The 16,209-nt window shown below is 55.0% G+C and carries 11 protein-coding genes; 8 read left to right on the forward strand and 3 right to left on the reverse strand.

Annotated features, from left to right (window positions below; genetic code table 11):
• Nucleotides 1–252: 252 nt before the first annotated feature.
• From GOB94_RS15940 to GOB94_RS15950, 3 genes are read right to left on the reverse strand one after another with little or no spacing between them, the layout of a single operon-like run.
• Entirely contained in the window at nt 253–3,414 is a 3,162-nt protein-coding gene (locus GOB94_RS15940) for a CusA/CzcA family heavy metal efflux RND transporter (RefSeq protein ID WP_182276822.1), read from the reverse strand.
• Complete coding sequence (locus tag GOB94_RS15945) at nt 3,414–4,997, reverse strand: efflux RND transporter periplasmic adaptor subunit (RefSeq protein WP_182276823.1); 1,584 nt, start codon at nt 4,995–4,997, stop codon at nt 3,414–3,416. The genes GOB94_RS15940 and GOB94_RS15945 overlap by 1 nt, the downstream gene beginning before the upstream one ends.
• Nucleotides 4,994–6,256, reverse strand: coding sequence for a TolC family protein (locus GOB94_RS15950; protein ID WP_182276824.1), 1,263 nt, complete (start codon nt 6,254–6,256; stop codon nt 4,994–4,996). Before GOB94_RS15950 ends, GOB94_RS15945 begins: the two co-directional genes overlap by 4 nt.
• Nucleotides 6,257–7,141: 885 nt before the next feature.
• Between GOB94_RS15950 and GOB94_RS15955 the strand changes: the two genes are divergently transcribed.
• The 8 genes from GOB94_RS15955 to GOB94_RS15990 all read left to right on the forward strand — a co-directional run bounded on the left by GOB94_RS15955 (nt 7,142) and on the right by GOB94_RS15990 (nt 16,200).
• Nucleotides 7,142–7,885, forward strand: a complete 744-nt coding sequence (locus GOB94_RS15955; RefSeq protein ID WP_182276825.1) for a class I SAM-dependent methyltransferase — start codon at nt 7,142–7,144, stop codon at nt 7,883–7,885.
• Between the two features lie 134 nt (nt 7,886–8,019).
• Complete coding sequence (locus GOB94_RS15960) at nt 8,020–9,327, forward strand: nucleotidyltransferase family protein (RefSeq protein ID WP_182276826.1); 1,308 nt, start codon at nt 8,020–8,022, stop codon at nt 9,325–9,327.
• Nucleotides 9,327–10,139, forward strand: coding sequence for a class I SAM-dependent methyltransferase (locus GOB94_RS15965; RefSeq protein WP_182276827.1), 813 nt, complete (start codon nt 9,327–9,329; stop codon nt 10,137–10,139). Before GOB94_RS15960 ends, GOB94_RS15965 begins: the two co-directional genes overlap by 1 nt.
• A gap of 134 nt (nt 10,140–10,273) precedes the next feature.
• Complete coding sequence (gene ribA / locus GOB94_RS15970; protein ID WP_255484071.1) at nt 10,274–10,993, forward strand: GTP cyclohydrolase II; 720 nt, start codon at nt 10,274–10,276, stop codon at nt 10,991–10,993.
• 154 nt (nt 10,994–11,147) lie between these two features.
• Nucleotides 11,148–12,626: a radical SAM protein gene (locus GOB94_RS15975; protein ID WP_182276829.1), complete on the forward strand. Its 1,479-nt coding sequence runs from the start codon at nt 11,148–11,150 to the stop codon at nt 12,624–12,626.
• Nucleotides 12,627–12,643: 17 nt separating this feature from the next.
• Entirely contained in the window at nt 12,644–13,624 is a 981-nt protein-coding gene (locus tag GOB94_RS15980; protein ID WP_255484072.1) for a class I SAM-dependent methyltransferase, read from the forward strand.
• A complete protein-coding gene (locus GOB94_RS15985) occupies nt 13,617–14,870 on the forward strand; it encodes an amidohydrolase family protein (RefSeq protein ID WP_182276830.1) in 1,254 nt (417 codons plus the stop codon). The genes GOB94_RS15980 and GOB94_RS15985 overlap by 8 nt, the downstream gene beginning before the upstream one ends.
• Before the next feature lie 19 nt (nt 14,871–14,889).
• Nucleotides 14,890–16,200 (forward strand): glycosyltransferase, encoded by a 1,311-nt coding sequence (locus GOB94_RS15990; protein WP_182276831.1) that lies wholly within the window; start codon nt 14,890–14,892, stop codon nt 16,198–16,200.
• Nucleotides 16,201–16,209: the final 9 nt, after the last annotated feature.

Raw genomic sequence — 16,209 nt, forward strand, 5'->3', positions numbered from 1 at the left:
GAACCGCGATTTCTTTGCAGAAGCCTCTCGGGTCAATGCAGGAGTTCGCCATGTTCTTGATCATAGCCAAAGAGATAATCTCTAGCATCCCGAGGTAGAAGCCCAATAGCAGAAAGGTACTGATCCTGAGTCCGTGGTATTTGCAATAGAGAATCAAGGCCAAGAGCCTTTCCAAGGCCATCGTGATGACGTCACCAAAGCATGGGCTATCGCTGTCATCGGAGTCTCCTATTAGTTAATTAAAATTGGATGTCATATCAGAGACTTTCGCATGGCGGGAACGAGTGTTCCACGCTTCAGCGCCCTTTCCTTCATCATTATGAAGAATACCGGTACGAGGATCAGGACGTGAATGGTGGACGTAATCATGCCACCGACGATGGGAGCGGCGATTGGCCTCATCACATCGGAACCAATACCTGATTCCCAGAGGATCGGAATAAGGCTGGCAAGAACCGCACATACGGTCATAAGCTTTGGCCGCAGGCGCTGCACGGCGCCTTCAATTGTTGCTGCTTCTATGTCGGCATTTGTCAGTGGTCTCCCGGATTGAAGCTTATTTTCGAGTGCCTCATGCAAATAAACGACCATGACGACTCCTGTTTCGACGGCGATACCGAAGAGCGCGATATAGCCAACCGCTACAGCGACGCTGAAGTTGTAGTGGAGAAGCCACTGCAGGAGCAGCCCTCCACTCATCGCATAGATGGTGGGAAAGATCAGGACGAGAGCCTCGGCTACCGAATGAAAGATCAGGTAGAGGAGCAGGAAGATCACGAAGAAGACAATCGGCAGAATCAGTTGAAGCCGCTGTTTCGCACGCTGCTCCAGTTCGTATTCTCCCGACCATTGGAAAGTGTAATTCGCCGGCAACGCGAGTTTGTCGTGAAGGAGCTTATTAGCCTTTGTAACAAAGCCGCCGTAGTCAGTGCCTTTCAGGTCGATGTAGATGTATCCCGTCAATGAGCCGTCTTCATCTCTGATCATGGCTGGGCCGTGTGTGAAGGAGATTCGCGCTACCTGTCCCAACGGAATCTGCGCGCCGGATGGAGTGCCGATCAGCACGCTTCGCATCTGATCAATATTGTCGCGAAAGTCCCGTTGATAACGGACGTTGATGGGATAGCGTTCGCGGCCTTCAATATTCGCTGCAATGTTCTGTCCACCGATGCCGGATGCGACTGCAGTTTGCACATCGGCAATCGTGAGGCCGTAGCGCGCGGCTTCTTCCCGGTTGACATCTACATTGATGTAGAACCCCTGCGCGACCTTTTCGGCGAAGATTGATCGCATCTCCGGCATTCCGGAAAGGACATTCTGAATCTTTGAAGCGAGCTGCTGGATGCCATCGACGTTTGGTCCCTGTACCTTCATGCCCAAAGGCGTTTTGATGCCGGTGAGTTCCATATCCAGACGGTTCTCGACTGGCATGGTCCAGGTATTCGAAAGCCCTGGAAACTGGAGCTTGTCGTCCATTTGCTCGATAAGCTTCTCGTAAGTCATCCCGGTAGGCCACTGTTCACGCGGCTTCAGCATGACCGTCGTGTCGTACATATCGAGAGGTGCGTTGTCAGTCGCGCTGTCGGACCGGCCAACCGTTCCGAAGACGCTGGCCACCTCGGGAAAGCTGCGAAGGATACGGTCCTGTTTCTGCAGGAGCACCTTGGCCTGTTCGATGGAGATGCCAGGAAGAGCTGTCGGCATATATAAGGTAGAGCCTTCAAAGAGCGGCGGCATAAATTGGCTTCCCAGGCGGGATGCCAATGGGAATGTCACGGCCAGAAAGATGAGATTGACGGTGATGGTGAGCCAGCGGTGACGCAGACAGAATCGCAGGATGGGCAGATAGATCGCCTGTGTGATCCGTGCAATTGGATTCGCACGCTCGGGCCGCAAGCGACCGCGGATGAGAAGAACCATCAGGACGGGTACGAGCGTGATGGCGAGGATGGAGGAAGAGCCGACCGCGAGCGTTTTGCTCCATGCAAGCGGACGGAACATGCGTCCTTCCTGTGCTTCGAGCAGGAAGACCGGCAGGAAGGAGACGACAATGATGAGCAAAGAGAAGAACAAAGCAGGGCCAACTTGTTTGGCTGCATGGATAAGAATCTTCCGTCGCTCCGGTTCCGATATTGGACTGGCGTCGTTTTCCTGCCGCTCCGACAGGTGTCGGTAGCCGTTTTCCACCATCACAATGGAGGCATCGACGAGCACTCCGATCGCCAGCGCAAGACCGCCCAGCGACATGATGTTCGAAGTCACTCCCAGCCAATACATAGGGATGAAGGACACCAACACCGCAATCGGCAAGGCAATGATCGCAATCAGTGCGGACCTGAAATGAAACAGAAAGACAAGAATGACGAGGCTGACAATGACAGCTTCCTCAAGCAGATCTCGTTGTAACGTCTTGATCGAGGCCTCGATGAGGCCGGAGCGGTCGTACCCCGGTAAAATCTCTACGCCTGGCGGCAGTGACGGCGCTATCTCGCGGAGCTTTTGCTTCACACCTTGGATGACGTCCAGTGCGTTCATGCCTTGGCGCATGACGATGATTCCGCCGACGGTTTCCCCCTCGCCGTTCCACTCGGCGACCCCTTCGCGGATATCCGGTCCGAAGCTCACGGTTCCTAAATCACGCAGCAGTACAGGCGTTCCATTCTTACTGCCAACGGAAACGGTTGCGAGATCGTCGAGCGAGCGCAGATAACCGAGACCGCGGATCATATACTCCGCGCCGCTTAGGTCAAGAACGCGCCCGCCGACTTCATTCGTGCTCATCTTGACTTTGTCGATGACGGTAGAGAGTGGAATACCGTAGGCAAGCAGTTTGTTGGGATCGAGCTGCACTTGATATTGCTTGACATAGCCGCCGATGCTGGCGACTTCGGCGACGCCTGGGACCGTCTCAAGCGCATAGCGCAGATGCCAGTCCTGCAAACTGCGTAGGTCGGCCAGACTATGCTTGCCGCTCTTATCGACGATGGCATACTCATAGACCCAACCCGCACCGGTTGCATCGGGACCAATTGAGGGATGTACGTTCTCCGGCAGACGCCCGCTGATCTGTTGCAGGTATTCGATAACACGAGACCGAGCCCAGTAGAGATCGGTGCCATCCTGAAAAACTACATAAACATAGGAGTCACCAAACATCGTCTGCGCGCGCACGGCCTTGACGTGCGGCGCGGCCAGCAGGCTGGTGACGATCGGATACGTCACCTGATCTTCAATGACATCGGGCGGTTCCCCCGCCCAGCTTGTATGAACGATCACCTGTACGTCGGAGATGTCCGGCAGTGCGTCCAGCGGCACATGCTGGAGCGACCAGATTCCCGCGAGTGTCAGCAGCAATACAGAAGTGAAGACGAGGAAGCGATTACGCGCGCAGAGTTCGATAATTTTAGCGAGCATTACATGCCTCCTGTCGCGTTCACACGCAACTGCTTTGTCGCGACGACTTGGCCGTTTTTCTGGACGGAAATGTTGACCTGCCAGGTACCGCCGGAACTGAGCGAACCGCTGCCTTCATAAAGGCCATTGCCCTTCTCAGTAAGCGTGGTCGTGGTGTTCAGGGCCGCCATGCCCATCGCCGGCATGGCGGGCATATAAAACGTGACCGTGACTTGGGCACCTGTAGTAGGTGTCTCATTTGCCCCTGTGAGTTTCACTCGAAAGATATTGCTGCCTTTTTGCGGTGGGTTCGGTTCTGTGGTGAAGTCGATATTCTCCTGTGTCGCGGGAGCACTTGCCGAAGGAGCATTGCCGCCGCCCGGCGGAGGAGGCACAAAGGAACCTGCCGCGGCTTGCAACTGGCTTTCCGAGTCGATGAGGAAATTAGCTGATGTGACAATGGACTGATGAGCTTCCAGCCCCTTGAGAACGATGAAGTCGTCGCCAACTCGGGGGCCGACGGTGATCTCCTTCGGCTCCAGACTGCCGTTGCCATGGTTGAGGAACACCAACTGTTGGGTGCCCGATTGGAAGACAGCTGAGGCTGGCACTGTGAGTTGGCGCCCGAGCCCGGCTTTCACATCGACGTTCACGAACATGCCCGGCTTGAGCTTGAGTTCTGGGTTCGCCATCTCGATACGCACACGAATGGTTCGCGTCGCCATATCCACTTGCGGCAGAATCTCTTCAATGCGCCCATAGAATGTACGGCCCGGATACGAATCGACTGTGATCTGCACTGTATCGCCGGGTCTTACGCGGCCAACATCATCCTGAAAGACCTGTGCGTACACCCACACGCGGGAAAGGTCAGCCACCGTGTAGAGGCGAGTCGAAGGTTGGACATACATGTTGGGCAGCGCATTATACTCCGTGATGTAACCGGAGACGGGCGAGTTGATAGTGAGATCGGTGATCGGCTTGCCTGTCTCTTTCAGCTTTGCAAGCTCACTTTGCGGTATCTCCCACTGCTCCAGGCGCTGCTCCGCTGCTGAGGACAGCGACGCTGCACCCGACGCAACTCCGTCCACGGTGCTCGTGCTCATCGCCTTCTGATCCTGCCGCGCCAACAGATATTCCTGCTGGGTCGCTACCAGATCGGGGCTATACACCGTGAAGAGCGGCTCTCCCTTATGCACGTACTGGTACGTGGCATTCGCAAAGACTTTGCGAATGTAACCGGGGAAACGGACCTGCACGTAGGAGAGGAGACGCTCGTTAATGTCCACTGTGCCGGTGGCGCGGATGTCGTCGCTCAGTTGCTTATATTCGACCGTGCCGGTCTCGACGCCGATACTCTGCATCCGCTCCGGCGTGAGCTGTACCGGGACGAGGGGGGCTTCCATCTTTTGCTCAGGCATCAATGGGGCTGATTCAGCAGCCGTCGGAGAAGGGCCAGCGGCTACAGGCTGCACCTCTCCAGTGATCGGCATGTTCATCGTCATCGGCGTTTGCGCGCGATGGGAGCGGTAGGTCCATATTCCTGCAATGACTGCCAGGATCACGATCCAGACGAGTGAGGTTCTCAATACATACTTGTTCATCGCAGTGTCGCTCCTGTCAGGGATTCAAGGTGAGCTAAGGCGGCTTCGTGGTCTTCGAGCGTCTGTGCATATTCGAGCTTCAGATTGAGGATGTCTGTGAAATACAGAAGGACATGAACGAACTCTTCACGATTGGAGGCATAGGAGTTCAATGTCGCCCGATATGCCGCGTCGGACTGTGGAATCAGTCCTTCGCGGTACTCCTTCAAGAGCTCTTCATCGCTCGTCGCTTTGACATACTCTTGCTGAACTTCCGCGAGTTGCTGTTGCAGATGCGCGTCGAGCGTCGCCTGAGATTCCGCTCGCTTCTCCGCAGCTTCTGAGATCTCCGCATTGACGCGTTTTCTACGAGGAAATCGCACATCGAAGGTGAACATGTAATAGTCCCGATACTTGCGGTCGGTGTTCTGGTACATGTAACCGAGATCGAAATCCGGCTTGCCCTCGCGCTTTGCGGAGGCCAATTGCGCCTCCTGTTTCTGAATGGCGCTCGCATCGACCCGGAGCTGAGGATTGTTCTGCCGTACCGCTGCAAGCAACTCGTCGGAGGTGCGCTGCAGCGGAGTCTCCACAAGATCTTGCGTAACGATGTCCGGCGATCCTTGGGCTCGATTGAGCAGGCTCTTGAGATGCGCCTGCGCCTGCCCCATCTGCTCATATTGCATTGTGATTTCGCGCACAATCCTGGTCCGGTCTACCTGAGCTTGCAGCACATCCTGTTGCATCCCTTGCCCGACCTGGTAGTGGATCGTCGCATCGTGAATCAGCTGATCGAGAACGGCTTTGCTCTGTTGCAAGATGCCAAGCGTCTGCTGCAGATAGGCCAACTGAAGGTAATCGGCTTTGATCGCATCCGCGATACTGGTTTCCGTTACTGTAACTTCGGCCTGTTTCGTGTCCGCATCGCGCTCGGCTACTTCTCCTCGCAGCCTCAGCTTCCCTGGGTAGGGCAACTCTTGGGATGCCCCAATGCCGACGTAAGCAAAGTCGCTGTTGGTATATCCCGCAAACGGCTTCGGGCTGCCTACACCGAACTGCTGGTAGGTTAATTTCGGGTCAGGTAAAGTGGTCATCTGCGGTGCCACTTGCCTGGCAGCTCGTACGCCATGATTGGCTGCAGAGATTTGTGGGTTGTTTGCCTGAGCCTCTGCCAAAAGCGCGGATAGGGGAATGGGTGGACTCGTTACCGGAGCCTGCCCGAAGGCAGACACTGCAGCGGCCAACAGAAGAGCAGCGGTCAACGAAGAGACCACGTTCATACGGAAGCTCCAATCTCAAATGCAGTTCAAAGCATTTACCGGAGCACGCAGATATGCCTGCGCGCTCGGCAAAAGTAGAGTGCGAGAGAGGAGCTGACTAGATTCTTAGGATGGAAATAGTGGAGGGCGGTGATTTTGGAGGGGAGTAGTCGGGGCGGTCAATCCATCCAATAACAGTAAAGTTCGGATTCACCAACTCATAAGCGGCCAACCAGACGACTGAAACAATGATCGGGTGGAATACTGCTGGCTTCGTAGCTAGCGCATTGTCGTGAAGACTTGCTGGGACCTTCTGACAGCAACCATGCGATTGCGGTATCTCCGTCTGTCCACATTGGCTGCCCATCGTGCGGCAGCAGGCGTGTTCCTGAGCATTCATCTGAGCATCAGGCACCGTGCAGGCCATGGCCGGTGCCAGACACGTCACCATCAACAGAGCCAGCACACCGAATTGGCGAAGAATAGTCACTCGTGCGATAAGGATACGTCTAAAGGGCCGCTAGTGCAAAGCTGGCAGAATGTCGACCCAACGATGTGGATCGAGCTGTCACTTGCGGTGACGTGGGCCTCCTCCTGCATTGTTTTGACCTCTGATTGGTGGAACTTGCCTAAAATCAGTCCGAGATTCATCCTTCTTTTGTCTCCCTTGAATGTCGTCATTGTGCTGCGTGCAGTGCACAGCCCTATCCATCCCACCATAGCGAGAGGATCTAACTGTCATAGAGATGTCATTGCAATACGCATATCAGCAAAGATAGACCTCCGAGTGGCTGCTACATCTCCTGACAATCGAATGACATTTCTGAATCAAGTTCTGGATGGAGGAAGGGGCAAAATGAATAGACGTTACACCGTAGCGGCTAACGCTCGCAGAAGGAGATGAGCATGATGAATCTGCAAGAGACCTTATGGCTCGGCCGGCTGCGTGCGAGATTGATATCGAACCGGCGCGTGCAACAAGCAGAGAAATCGCTGACGGCGAAGGAAGCATATCCGTACTGGGCGTCCACATACTCGACGGAGACGGCCACGAGCTTTCTGGACGAAGAGTTGGCGCGGAAAATGTTACGTGGCTTGCCACACAGACACCTGTTGGATGCGGGATGTGGGACTGGCCGCAGAATCGCAAACAATCCTCACGCCGTCGGTGTGGACCTGAGTCCAGCCATGCTTGCCGCGGGAGGAGCTTCGAACGTGATCGAAGGTGATATACGATCGATGCCCTTTGAGGCTGAACGCTTCGAGATGGTGTGGAGTCGTCTGGTGATCGGTCATATTCCTGATCCGCAAAGTGCTTATGATGAGTTTGCACGTGTAACGAAGCCAGGCGGTTATGTATTTGTCACGGACTTCCATCCGGACGCCGCACACGCCGGGCATCAGCGTAGCTTTACCGATGCAAACGGAACTCTCCATGCGATCGAACACTATGTGCACACCGATCACGTCGAACTCGCGCGGAGGGTGGGACTATCGCTCGTCGAGCATCAGGATGGCGCAGTGGGGCCATCGGTTCGAGAGTTCTACGTGCGCGGCATCGGCATAAAAGCATACAGACGAGACGAAGGGCTCAAGCTGGTCGTTGCCTATCTGTTTCAGAAGTTGACCGGGCAACAGACAATGCAGTGACAATCAGTTGACTGCCGCATGACAACGCTTATTGCTTGGATCGCTAGTTTGGCATTGGGTGTTTCTTCATGGCGATGCACGATGCTCGCTTCAACGTTCATCTTTCCTATTGATGTGTGTCCACCGAGCCATAGATGCCTTCATCTTCTCGACAATCCATTCTCGCGACGCCGCTCCAGACAAACACGGCGGCACAGAGAGTCATCGCATCGCCTCCGCTCTATACGCCCCGACAGGCGGTGCTGCTCCTCTTCTGCGATCCGATGCCGACGCAGTGCTTGATGATAGCGGATCTATCCCACGCGGAATGGCGGCGACTTCTGCATTGGCTGGACATCAGCGGGCTGGCGCTTTATTTCCTTGAGCGTCTTCGACATCTCAATCTAGATTGCATATTGCCGTCATTTGTTCTCGCGCGTCTCAAGCAGAATCAGACAGACAATACGGCCCGTACGCACGGCATGATCGCGGAGTCCATCCGCATTCAGACGGCGTTTCAGCGCGAGAACGTGGTCTACGCAATACTCAAGGGGATATCGCTATGTCCAGTATCGGTACAGCGGCCTGAGCTGCGACATCAGTTTGACCTCGATTTTCTCGTAGCAGCGGAAAGTGCGGATACGGCGAAGGCAATCCTCTTTCGTCAGGGCTATCGTTTATACGCGCAGAGTGGCAGAAGCCTTGAGTTCAAGCGTGACGAGCGGCCTGCAATCTCCATGCGAGACTTCTACAAAGATCAGCCGGGGCATTCCGTCGAACTGCATGTAGAAGCGAACGGCGATGCAGCATCGTCAAGATTGGCCCGTGCAGAGATCGGCATGCTTGCCGGCATGAAAGTGCCGGTGCTTTCCCCTGTGGATCTTTTTGTAGGGCAGGGATTGCATGTTTATAAGGATGTCTGCAGTGAGTTCTGCCGCACATCGCACCTGCTCGAATTCCGTCGCCATATTCTGGCCCGTTCCAGCGATGTAGCTTTCTGGAGAGAGCTTGAGATTGCAGGTAGCTCGGACACGCGAACGTGGGTGGGCCTGGGAGTGGCAACGCAATTCATCACGAAGATTATGGGACAATTCGCGCCAGAGGGGCTGACACGATGGACTGTCGACCGTCTACCTGCATCCGTCCAGCTTTGGTCAACGCTATACGCGAACCGCTCTGCGTTTGCGAATGTGCCAGGGACAAAGTTCTACCTGCTCCTGCAGAGGGAGTTGGAGGGCTTGGGGTTACCGGGTAAGCGTTCCATCACGAAGGCGCTGCTTCCTTTGCGACTTCCGCCGCCCGTGACGCGAGCTGCAGCAAGAGAGCCGATGACAACACGGTTCAATCGGTACAGCTTGCAGAGCACGTTCCTTGCATCGAGATTTCGCTTTCACGTAATGGAGGGAATGCGTTATGTGCGCGCACTACGATGCTGGCGGGAACACCTTCGGAGGTTGTCCTGATGGCTGTTTCATTGCGTCCCGCAGCTGTTGCATTCGACGCGGTAGCTCCAAATTTCGACGCACGCTTTGAAGGATGTCTCAGTGTAGCAGCGCAACGTCGCGCGGTTCGCGCCGCTCTGTTGCGCGTATTTCCTACGCACGGCTATGTTCTTGAAGTAGGCGGAGGAACCGGCATCGACGCGACATTTTTGGCGGAGCGCGGGTTCAAAGTCTTGCTGACCGATGCTTCTCCTGCTATGGTTTCGCTGGCAAACGTGAAGCTTGCCGCGTTGGGATCTAGTACGGAGGTGGTCGCCGGCGAAGATCTCGACGACTTTGCATCACGGTATCTCGCCCAGGGTGGGCCGCAGTTGGATGGAGCTTTCTCGAACTTCGCGCCTTTGAACTGCGTGGTAGATCTTGCGCCTGTGGCACGCGGTTTAGCACAACTGTTGAAGCCAAACGCCGCAGCCATGCTGGTGTTGTTCGGAACGTGCTGCCCAGTAGAGATGTTGCTGGAGACCTTCTCCGGAAGGCAACGGCAGGCACTTCGACGCTTCAAGCGGGGCGCCGCTCCGGCGCGGCTTGCCAAGCGCGAGTTTGAGATCGTCTATCACCGCCGGAAAGAGATTGAACGGGTCTTTGCACCATGGTTCACGCTTGAAAAAAGAATTGGCATCGGTGTGACGGTGCCACCCAGTGCCGCTGAACCTGGCATCTCTGCGCATCCGTCCCTGCTGAAATGGATGGAGCGTGCCGACCGTCTTCTCGCGCGGCCAATGGCGGTGTTTGGCGACCATGTGCTGTACCAGTTTCGGCGCCGCGATTACTAGCGCCAAGATAAGCAGATATCCGGAACATAGACAAGGCAATGAAGACATCGAGACATTCTAAGGACACATGCTGATGGTGCACTCCCTAAGCTGAGTTCTTGCTTGGTGCGGCTGATAGAAGAGGCCGCAAGCCGATGGATGAATCGATGCAGACGACGAAGGAAGCTGACGTGGAAACGCCGTTGTTTAGCTTGAAGATGATTGCGGAGGTGAACATGCCAACGCGATGGGCTAATTTCCGCATGCTTGGATTTGAAGCTGTCCGCCAACAGGAGAATAGCGGGCGCAGGTACACGGAGACAGCGCTTGTGCTGATCCTTGGCGATATTCATGTAGCTCCCCCGATTGTTCGGATCCACTCACAGTGCGCCACGGGCGACATCTTTCACTCACTGCGTTGCGACTGCCATGATCAGCTCCATCTTGCGCTTCGGACTATCGCTGACGAAGGGGCCGGCATTCTGCTTTATGAGCATCAGGAAGGTCGCGGCATTGGGCTGATGGAAAAGCTACGCGCCTATGCTCTACAGGATCAAGGCCTTGATACGATTGAAGCAAACTTGCAGCTTGGGCATGCGGTTGATACTCGTGACTTCCAACTGCCGGTTCGCATTCTGCAGTTTCTGCAAATTTCGTCGCTGCGATTGATGACCAACAATCCGCAAAAGATTGCGACGATTCAATCGGCTGGAATCAAGCTGGTGGAACGCGTTGCTGCGGATGTTGCGAGCAGCCCCCATGCTGCGGGATATCTTGCCACCAAGCGAGAGAAGCTTGGTCATATCTACGCTGGGCACACGCCCGCAAATGCGGTTGGGTGCGAATTAAATCCTGTGTATTCGCTTGCGAAATAACTGCATCGCCTAAACTTCCTGACTTGTAGCCAGGTGACATTCATTTGACATTGTTGAGACAAGCTCTGGTTTCAGAAAAGGCACGCTTGATCTTGCAGAAGCACATATAGCACTGGCGTCCCTGCAGTCGCTATAGAGAGCAATGAGGTGTATCTTGGCCGACGTCTTACTGACACATTCGTATCATCTCCCTTATGACGCGAAGCAGCTGCGCAAGATGCAGCCTTACTCGCCAATTGGCACACTCTACACAGCGACGGCACTTCGTGAAAGTGGGATTTCTGTGGTTGTATTTGACGCGATGCTTGAAGAGCCCGGGGCGCATTTTATTGCGATGCTGCAAGAGCATTGTCCGAAGATCGTGGCGGTTTACGAGGATGACTTCAACTTTCTCTCGAAGATGTGTTTGACGCGTATGCGTGACGTGGCATGGAAGATCGTGAAGGAAGCGAAGGCGGTAGGAGCGGTGACCGTCGTGCATGGTTCGGACTCTACTGATCATCCTGAACTTTTCCTTGAAAACGGATTCGACTACGTTCTTTGCGGTGAGAGCGAGAAGGTGCTTGTCGATCTATGTACGGCGCAGCTTGCGGGCAAAGAAGTTACCATGCTCGATGGCCTCGTAAAGATGGGCCCAGGCGGCGAAGTGATCCGTAGCCACCAGCGCCTGGCCAGGAATCCGGACTGGGCAAATCTATCGAATCCTTCGCGTGACTTGATCGATCTGGAACCGTATCGCAGGGCCTGGATGGATTCGCATGGGTATTTTTCCGTGAACATGGTGGCGAGTCGCGGCTGTCCGTTTCAATGCAACTGGTGCGCGAAGCCGATTTCGGGCAATCGCTTCCATCTGCGATCCGCCGCCGTAGTCGCGGAGGAGATGCTTTGCTTGAAGCGGGCCGGGGCCGATCATATCTGGTTCGGTGACGATGTCTTCGCCCTGAACCACAACTGGGTAAAAGACTTCGCGGAGGAGGTGACAGAGCGCGATGCCGCCGTTCCGTTTAAGGTGCAGTCACGTGCCGACCTGATGAGCGAGGAGACAGTGCACAACCTCAAGCTTGCCGGCTGTGCCGAGGTATGGATGGGCGTGGAGTCTGGCGCGCAGTCGATTCTGGACGCGATGGACAAGGGTATTAGCCTTGCGACAATCGCAACCGCTCGCAAACGGCTCCAGGATGCGGGTATCCGTGCATGCTTCTTCTTACAGTTTGGCTATCCAGGTGAGATGTGGCATGAACTACAGCAGACCATTGCATTCGTGCGCGAGATGCGGCCTGACGATATTGGCATCTCATTTTCTTATCCGTTGCCCGGAACAAAGTTCTATCAACGTGTACAAGCGCAGCTGGGGCAGAAGCAGAACTGGATCGACAGTGATGATCTTTGTATCATCTTCAAGGCCGCGTATACGACGGACTTCTACCGTGCTGTGAGAGAGGCCCTACATGCGGAGGTGGATGCCTGGTACAAGGCACCCTCAAACGAAGGCGCTCTTCGTGAGGTCGAAGCTCTATGGTTGAAGGTAGAGGAACTTGAGCCGATCAGCCGTGATGACGAGGCCTTTACGTTTGAGCCGTCACCGAAAGTGTTGGCGACGACCGCATTTGTTCCGCTGGAAAGCCTGAGCTAGATCAAAGGATGGAACAGATGCCTGACTTGCTCTCCGCGCAAGAGATGATGACTGAGACCCCTGCTCAGATACTGACCGAAAGCCGCGACGAAGCTTTGTCCATCCATCTGCGTTGCACACGCTGCCACGCTCGCATGGATGGATCGCATTGCCGCCACTGCGGCTTTCGCATGATTGTGGAAGATGACATTGTGCGTGCGTTGCCTGCAGAGCGAGTCGCGCACTATGCGCGGTTCGTCGCCGACTATGAACGCATTCGGGCCGCGGAAGGTCGGGGTAGTCAGACCGAGCATTACTATCTTGGTTTACCGTACAAAGACGCAACGGGTCGAAACTCAGATCAATGGCGTATCCGTGCGCGAAGCTTCAACTGTCTCTTCGAGCAGGTGTTGCGCCCGATGAAAGTACGCACCGTTCTCGACCTCGGAGCTGGTAATTGCTGGATGAGTTATCGTCTCGCTCTGGCCCACTATGAACCAGTTGCTGTCGATTTGCTAACGAATAACCATGACGGTTTGGGCGCAGCAATCCATTATCGGCATCAGTTATCGAAGGCGGTCCCGAGATTCCAAGCTGAGGCTGCGAATCTGCCTTTTGAGGATGAGCAGTTTGATGCTGTCATCTTCAATGCGTCGTTCCACTATGCGGAGGACTACGAGACGGTGCTTCGTGAGGCGTTGCGCTGTGTGAAGCGCGGAGGCATTGTCATCATCAGCGACACTCCATGGTACTCACACGAAGAGAGCGGAATGCGAATGGTTGCAGAGCGGCAAGCAATGTTTCTCAAGCACTACGGTACGGCGTCGCACGCGCTAAGCAGTCAAGAGTTTCTTACGGACGGACGTCTAGCGTTGCTGGCAGAGCAATGCGGGATTCGATGGGAGATCTTTTATCCTAAGTTCGGAGTCCGATGGGCTCTAAGGCCATGGCTCGCCAAGGTGCGCCGCAGGCGGGAGCCCTCCCGCTTCCGTATCTATGTTGCGAGGAAGCATGCGTAATCCCCAACCGGAGATGCATATTGAAAGAGTGCTCCTGCAGAGAGCTCTTTGTGCTTTCGGACCACACGAGCTTCAATATGTCGACATCGAGATCGTTGCCGGGGCTATCGATTGCCTCTATGATGGCGGCGGCGCGACGGCTTCAGAGCGAGCGGAGGCGATAAACCTCACTGGGTACCTTATGATGCCCGGTCTCATCAACGCACACGATCACTTGCAGTTCGCACTTTATCCGCGCCTCGCAAATCCTCCTTACAGGAACTATATAGAGTGGGGAGAAGACATCCACCAACGGCACGCTGATGTTATTGCTCGTCAACATCGGATACATAAGGACGTGCGCTTATGGTGGGGTGGTGTGCGCAATCTGCTGTGCGGCGTCACCACCGTATGTCATCACGATCCGCCATGGCCTGTGCTGCAGCAAGCGGAGTTTCCGGTTCGCGTCCTACAGCATTATGGCTGGGCACACTCGGTAGGACTGGAGTCAGATATCCGTCGTGCGTATTCGCAGACGCCGGAGAACCAACCATTCATCGTGCACACATGTGAAGGCGTGGACGACATCGCTCAAAAGGAACTCGCAACGCTGGATGTTATGGAGGCGCTTCACGACAACACAATTCTCGTACATGGCCTGGCTCTCGATGAGCAGGGTATTGCGCGAGTGCGGGATAGCGGTGCATCGCTCGTCGTGTGTCCGTCTTCCAACCATAATATCTTCGGTGTGTTGCCGGACATGGGTAGGTTGCGGCACATCGAAAGAGTAGCACTAGGAAACGACTCACCCCTTACCTCGGAGGGTGAGTTGCTGGACGAAATTCGATTTGCAATTCGTTATGGTGGCATCGGTGCTGAGGACGCATATCGCATGGTGACAGAGGCGCCGGCAAAGATGCTGAGATTGCCCTATGGCGCGGGAGCTATCACTAGGGAAGGGAAGGCGGATCTCATCGGAGTACGCGATACGGGAGAAGACGCGGCCGAACGACTGAAGACACTCTCCATGGAAGATATTGAGTTAGTTATAATCGGAGGCCGGGTTCAACTTTGCTCCGATGCGATGTGGGAACGGATGCCATTGCGGTTGTGCGAAGGACTTGCTCCAATCTCCGTCGGTGGAATTGTGCGCTGGCTACGGGCACCTGTAGGGGAGTTGCTGCGCAGTGCGGAAGAGGTATTGGGATTGGGTAAAGCGAGCCTCTCTGGGAAACAGTTGGCAGTTCCCTCTGCTGTCCGCATATAGAACTGGAACGAAGATTACGATGGCACATTTTGGCATCCTGTCCTTCAAAGGGACAGGTCACTTGAATCCGCTGATCACCTTATCCAAGGAGTTGATGGCTCGCGGGCATAGTGTCAGCTTTGTGCAACGGCCGGAGGTTGAGACCCGCATCCGGGCACATGGCATAGGTTTTTGTGTCGTCGGGCGGGACAACGCGGTACAGTCCACGACGGTAAAGAAGAGAGCGACCAAGCCATCGGGGGGTATTGCGGCGATTCGTTATAGCTTGGAGCGGATCTCGGCTGAAATGGAGATGTATCTCCGCGACGGGCCGGAAGCGATACGGAGTGCGGGCGTCGACGTGCTCATTGTAGATGAGGTCGCATTCGCGGGGCCGACGCTGGCAGAGATGTTGCAATTACCTTACTTCATCATCTCGACGTCGATTCCACATCATTTGGGATGGAGCGATTCTTCGATCAAGATACGACATAGATCGTGGACGGAGACGCTGTATAGCCTCTTACTGGAGGTTTCGGTACAGCGAATGTATGGGCCTGTGCGGCATGCGCTGGATGTGTTACGCAAGAGGCACGGTCTCGGTTCGAGTCGAGACCGAACCTACCTGGAACTTGCACACATTACGCCATTGCCTGAGTGTCTTGATCTGCCGCACAAGCGTTTATCCGGGACGTTCCACTACACTGGCCCATTTGTCGATGAAGAAGCGCGTACCCCGATGGAATTTCCGTGGGAGCAGCTCGACGGTAGACGACTTGTCTACGCTTCGTTAGGAACGACCTTGAAGGGTGAGCCGGACACCTTTAGGATGATCGCGGAGGCGTGTGCAGGTTTAAACCTACAGCTGGTTATTACCCTCGGCGACAGACGCGATCCGGCCATGTTTCAGAACCTTCAAGGTTCACCCATTGTGGTGAAAGTAGCGCCACAGCTTGAGTTGCTGAAGAAAGTGAGTGTGGTGATCACACATGCGGGACCGAATACTGCGTTCGAAACACTTCTGCATGGTATTCCGATGGTTGCGATTCCAAAAGCCTTTGATCAACCGGGCATCGCCAAACGGCTGCGACTTGCAGGCGTAGCAGAGGTTCTCTCCTTGCACCAGCTTACAGCGCAGCGCATCCGGGCGGCTTTGCTAAAGGTGCTGGACGAGCCGCGCTATCGTGTAGCCGCGCAGAAGATGCAGCGAGATATCGCAGCTATTCGTGGACTGAATCTTGCGGCTGACATCATCGAAAACTCTTTACATCATTTTCGTCAACGTGCCGAGCTCCTCAGAAAGTATTGGGAACTCTCATATTCGAATGACCCGTCGATGACAGCGGAGTGACAACTCCAG

Origin of the sequence: Granulicella sp. 5B5, from assembly GCF_014083945.1 — a bacterium.
In the GTDB taxonomy this organism is placed as follows: domain Bacteria; phylum Acidobacteriota; class Terriglobia; order Terriglobales; family Acidobacteriaceae; genus Granulicella.

What these genes read in the sequence shown, in the direction of transcription:
- GOB94_RS15940 (WP_182276822.1), bottom strand. Translation starts at nt 3,414, where the DNA reads ATGCTCGCTAAAATTATCGAACTCTGCGCGCGTAATCGCTTCCTCGTC.
- GOB94_RS15945 (WP_182276823.1), bottom strand. Translation starts at nt 4,997, where the DNA reads ATGAACAAGTATGTATTGAGAACCTCACTCGTCTGGATCGTGATCCTG.
- GOB94_RS15950 (WP_182276824.1), bottom strand. Translation starts at nt 6,256, where the DNA reads ATGAACGTGGTCTCTTCGTTGACCGCTGCTCTTCTGTTGGCCGCTGCA.
- GOB94_RS15955 (WP_182276825.1), top strand. Translation starts at nt 7,142, where the DNA reads ATGATGAATCTGCAAGAGACCTTATGGCTCGGCCGGCTGCGTGCGAGA.
- GOB94_RS15960 (WP_182276826.1), top strand. Translation starts at nt 8,020, where the DNA reads ATGCCTTCATCTTCTCGACAATCCATTCTCGCGACGCCGCTCCAGACA.
- GOB94_RS15965 (WP_182276827.1), top strand. Translation starts at nt 9,327, where the DNA reads ATGGCTGTTTCATTGCGTCCCGCAGCTGTTGCATTCGACGCGGTAGCT.
- ribA (WP_255484071.1), top strand. Translation starts at nt 10,274, where the DNA reads ATGGATGAATCGATGCAGACGACGAAGGAAGCTGACGTGGAAACGCCG.
- GOB94_RS15980 (WP_255484072.1), top strand. Translation starts at nt 12,644, where the DNA reads ATGCCTGACTTGCTCTCCGCGCAAGAGATGATGACTGAGACCCCTGCT.
- GOB94_RS15985 (WP_182276830.1), top strand. Translation starts at nt 13,617, where the DNA reads ATGCGTAATCCCCAACCGGAGATGCATATTGAAAGAGTGCTCCTGCAG.
- GOB94_RS15990 (WP_182276831.1), top strand. Translation starts at nt 14,890, where the DNA reads ATGGCACATTTTGGCATCCTGTCCTTCAAAGGGACAGGTCACTTGAAT.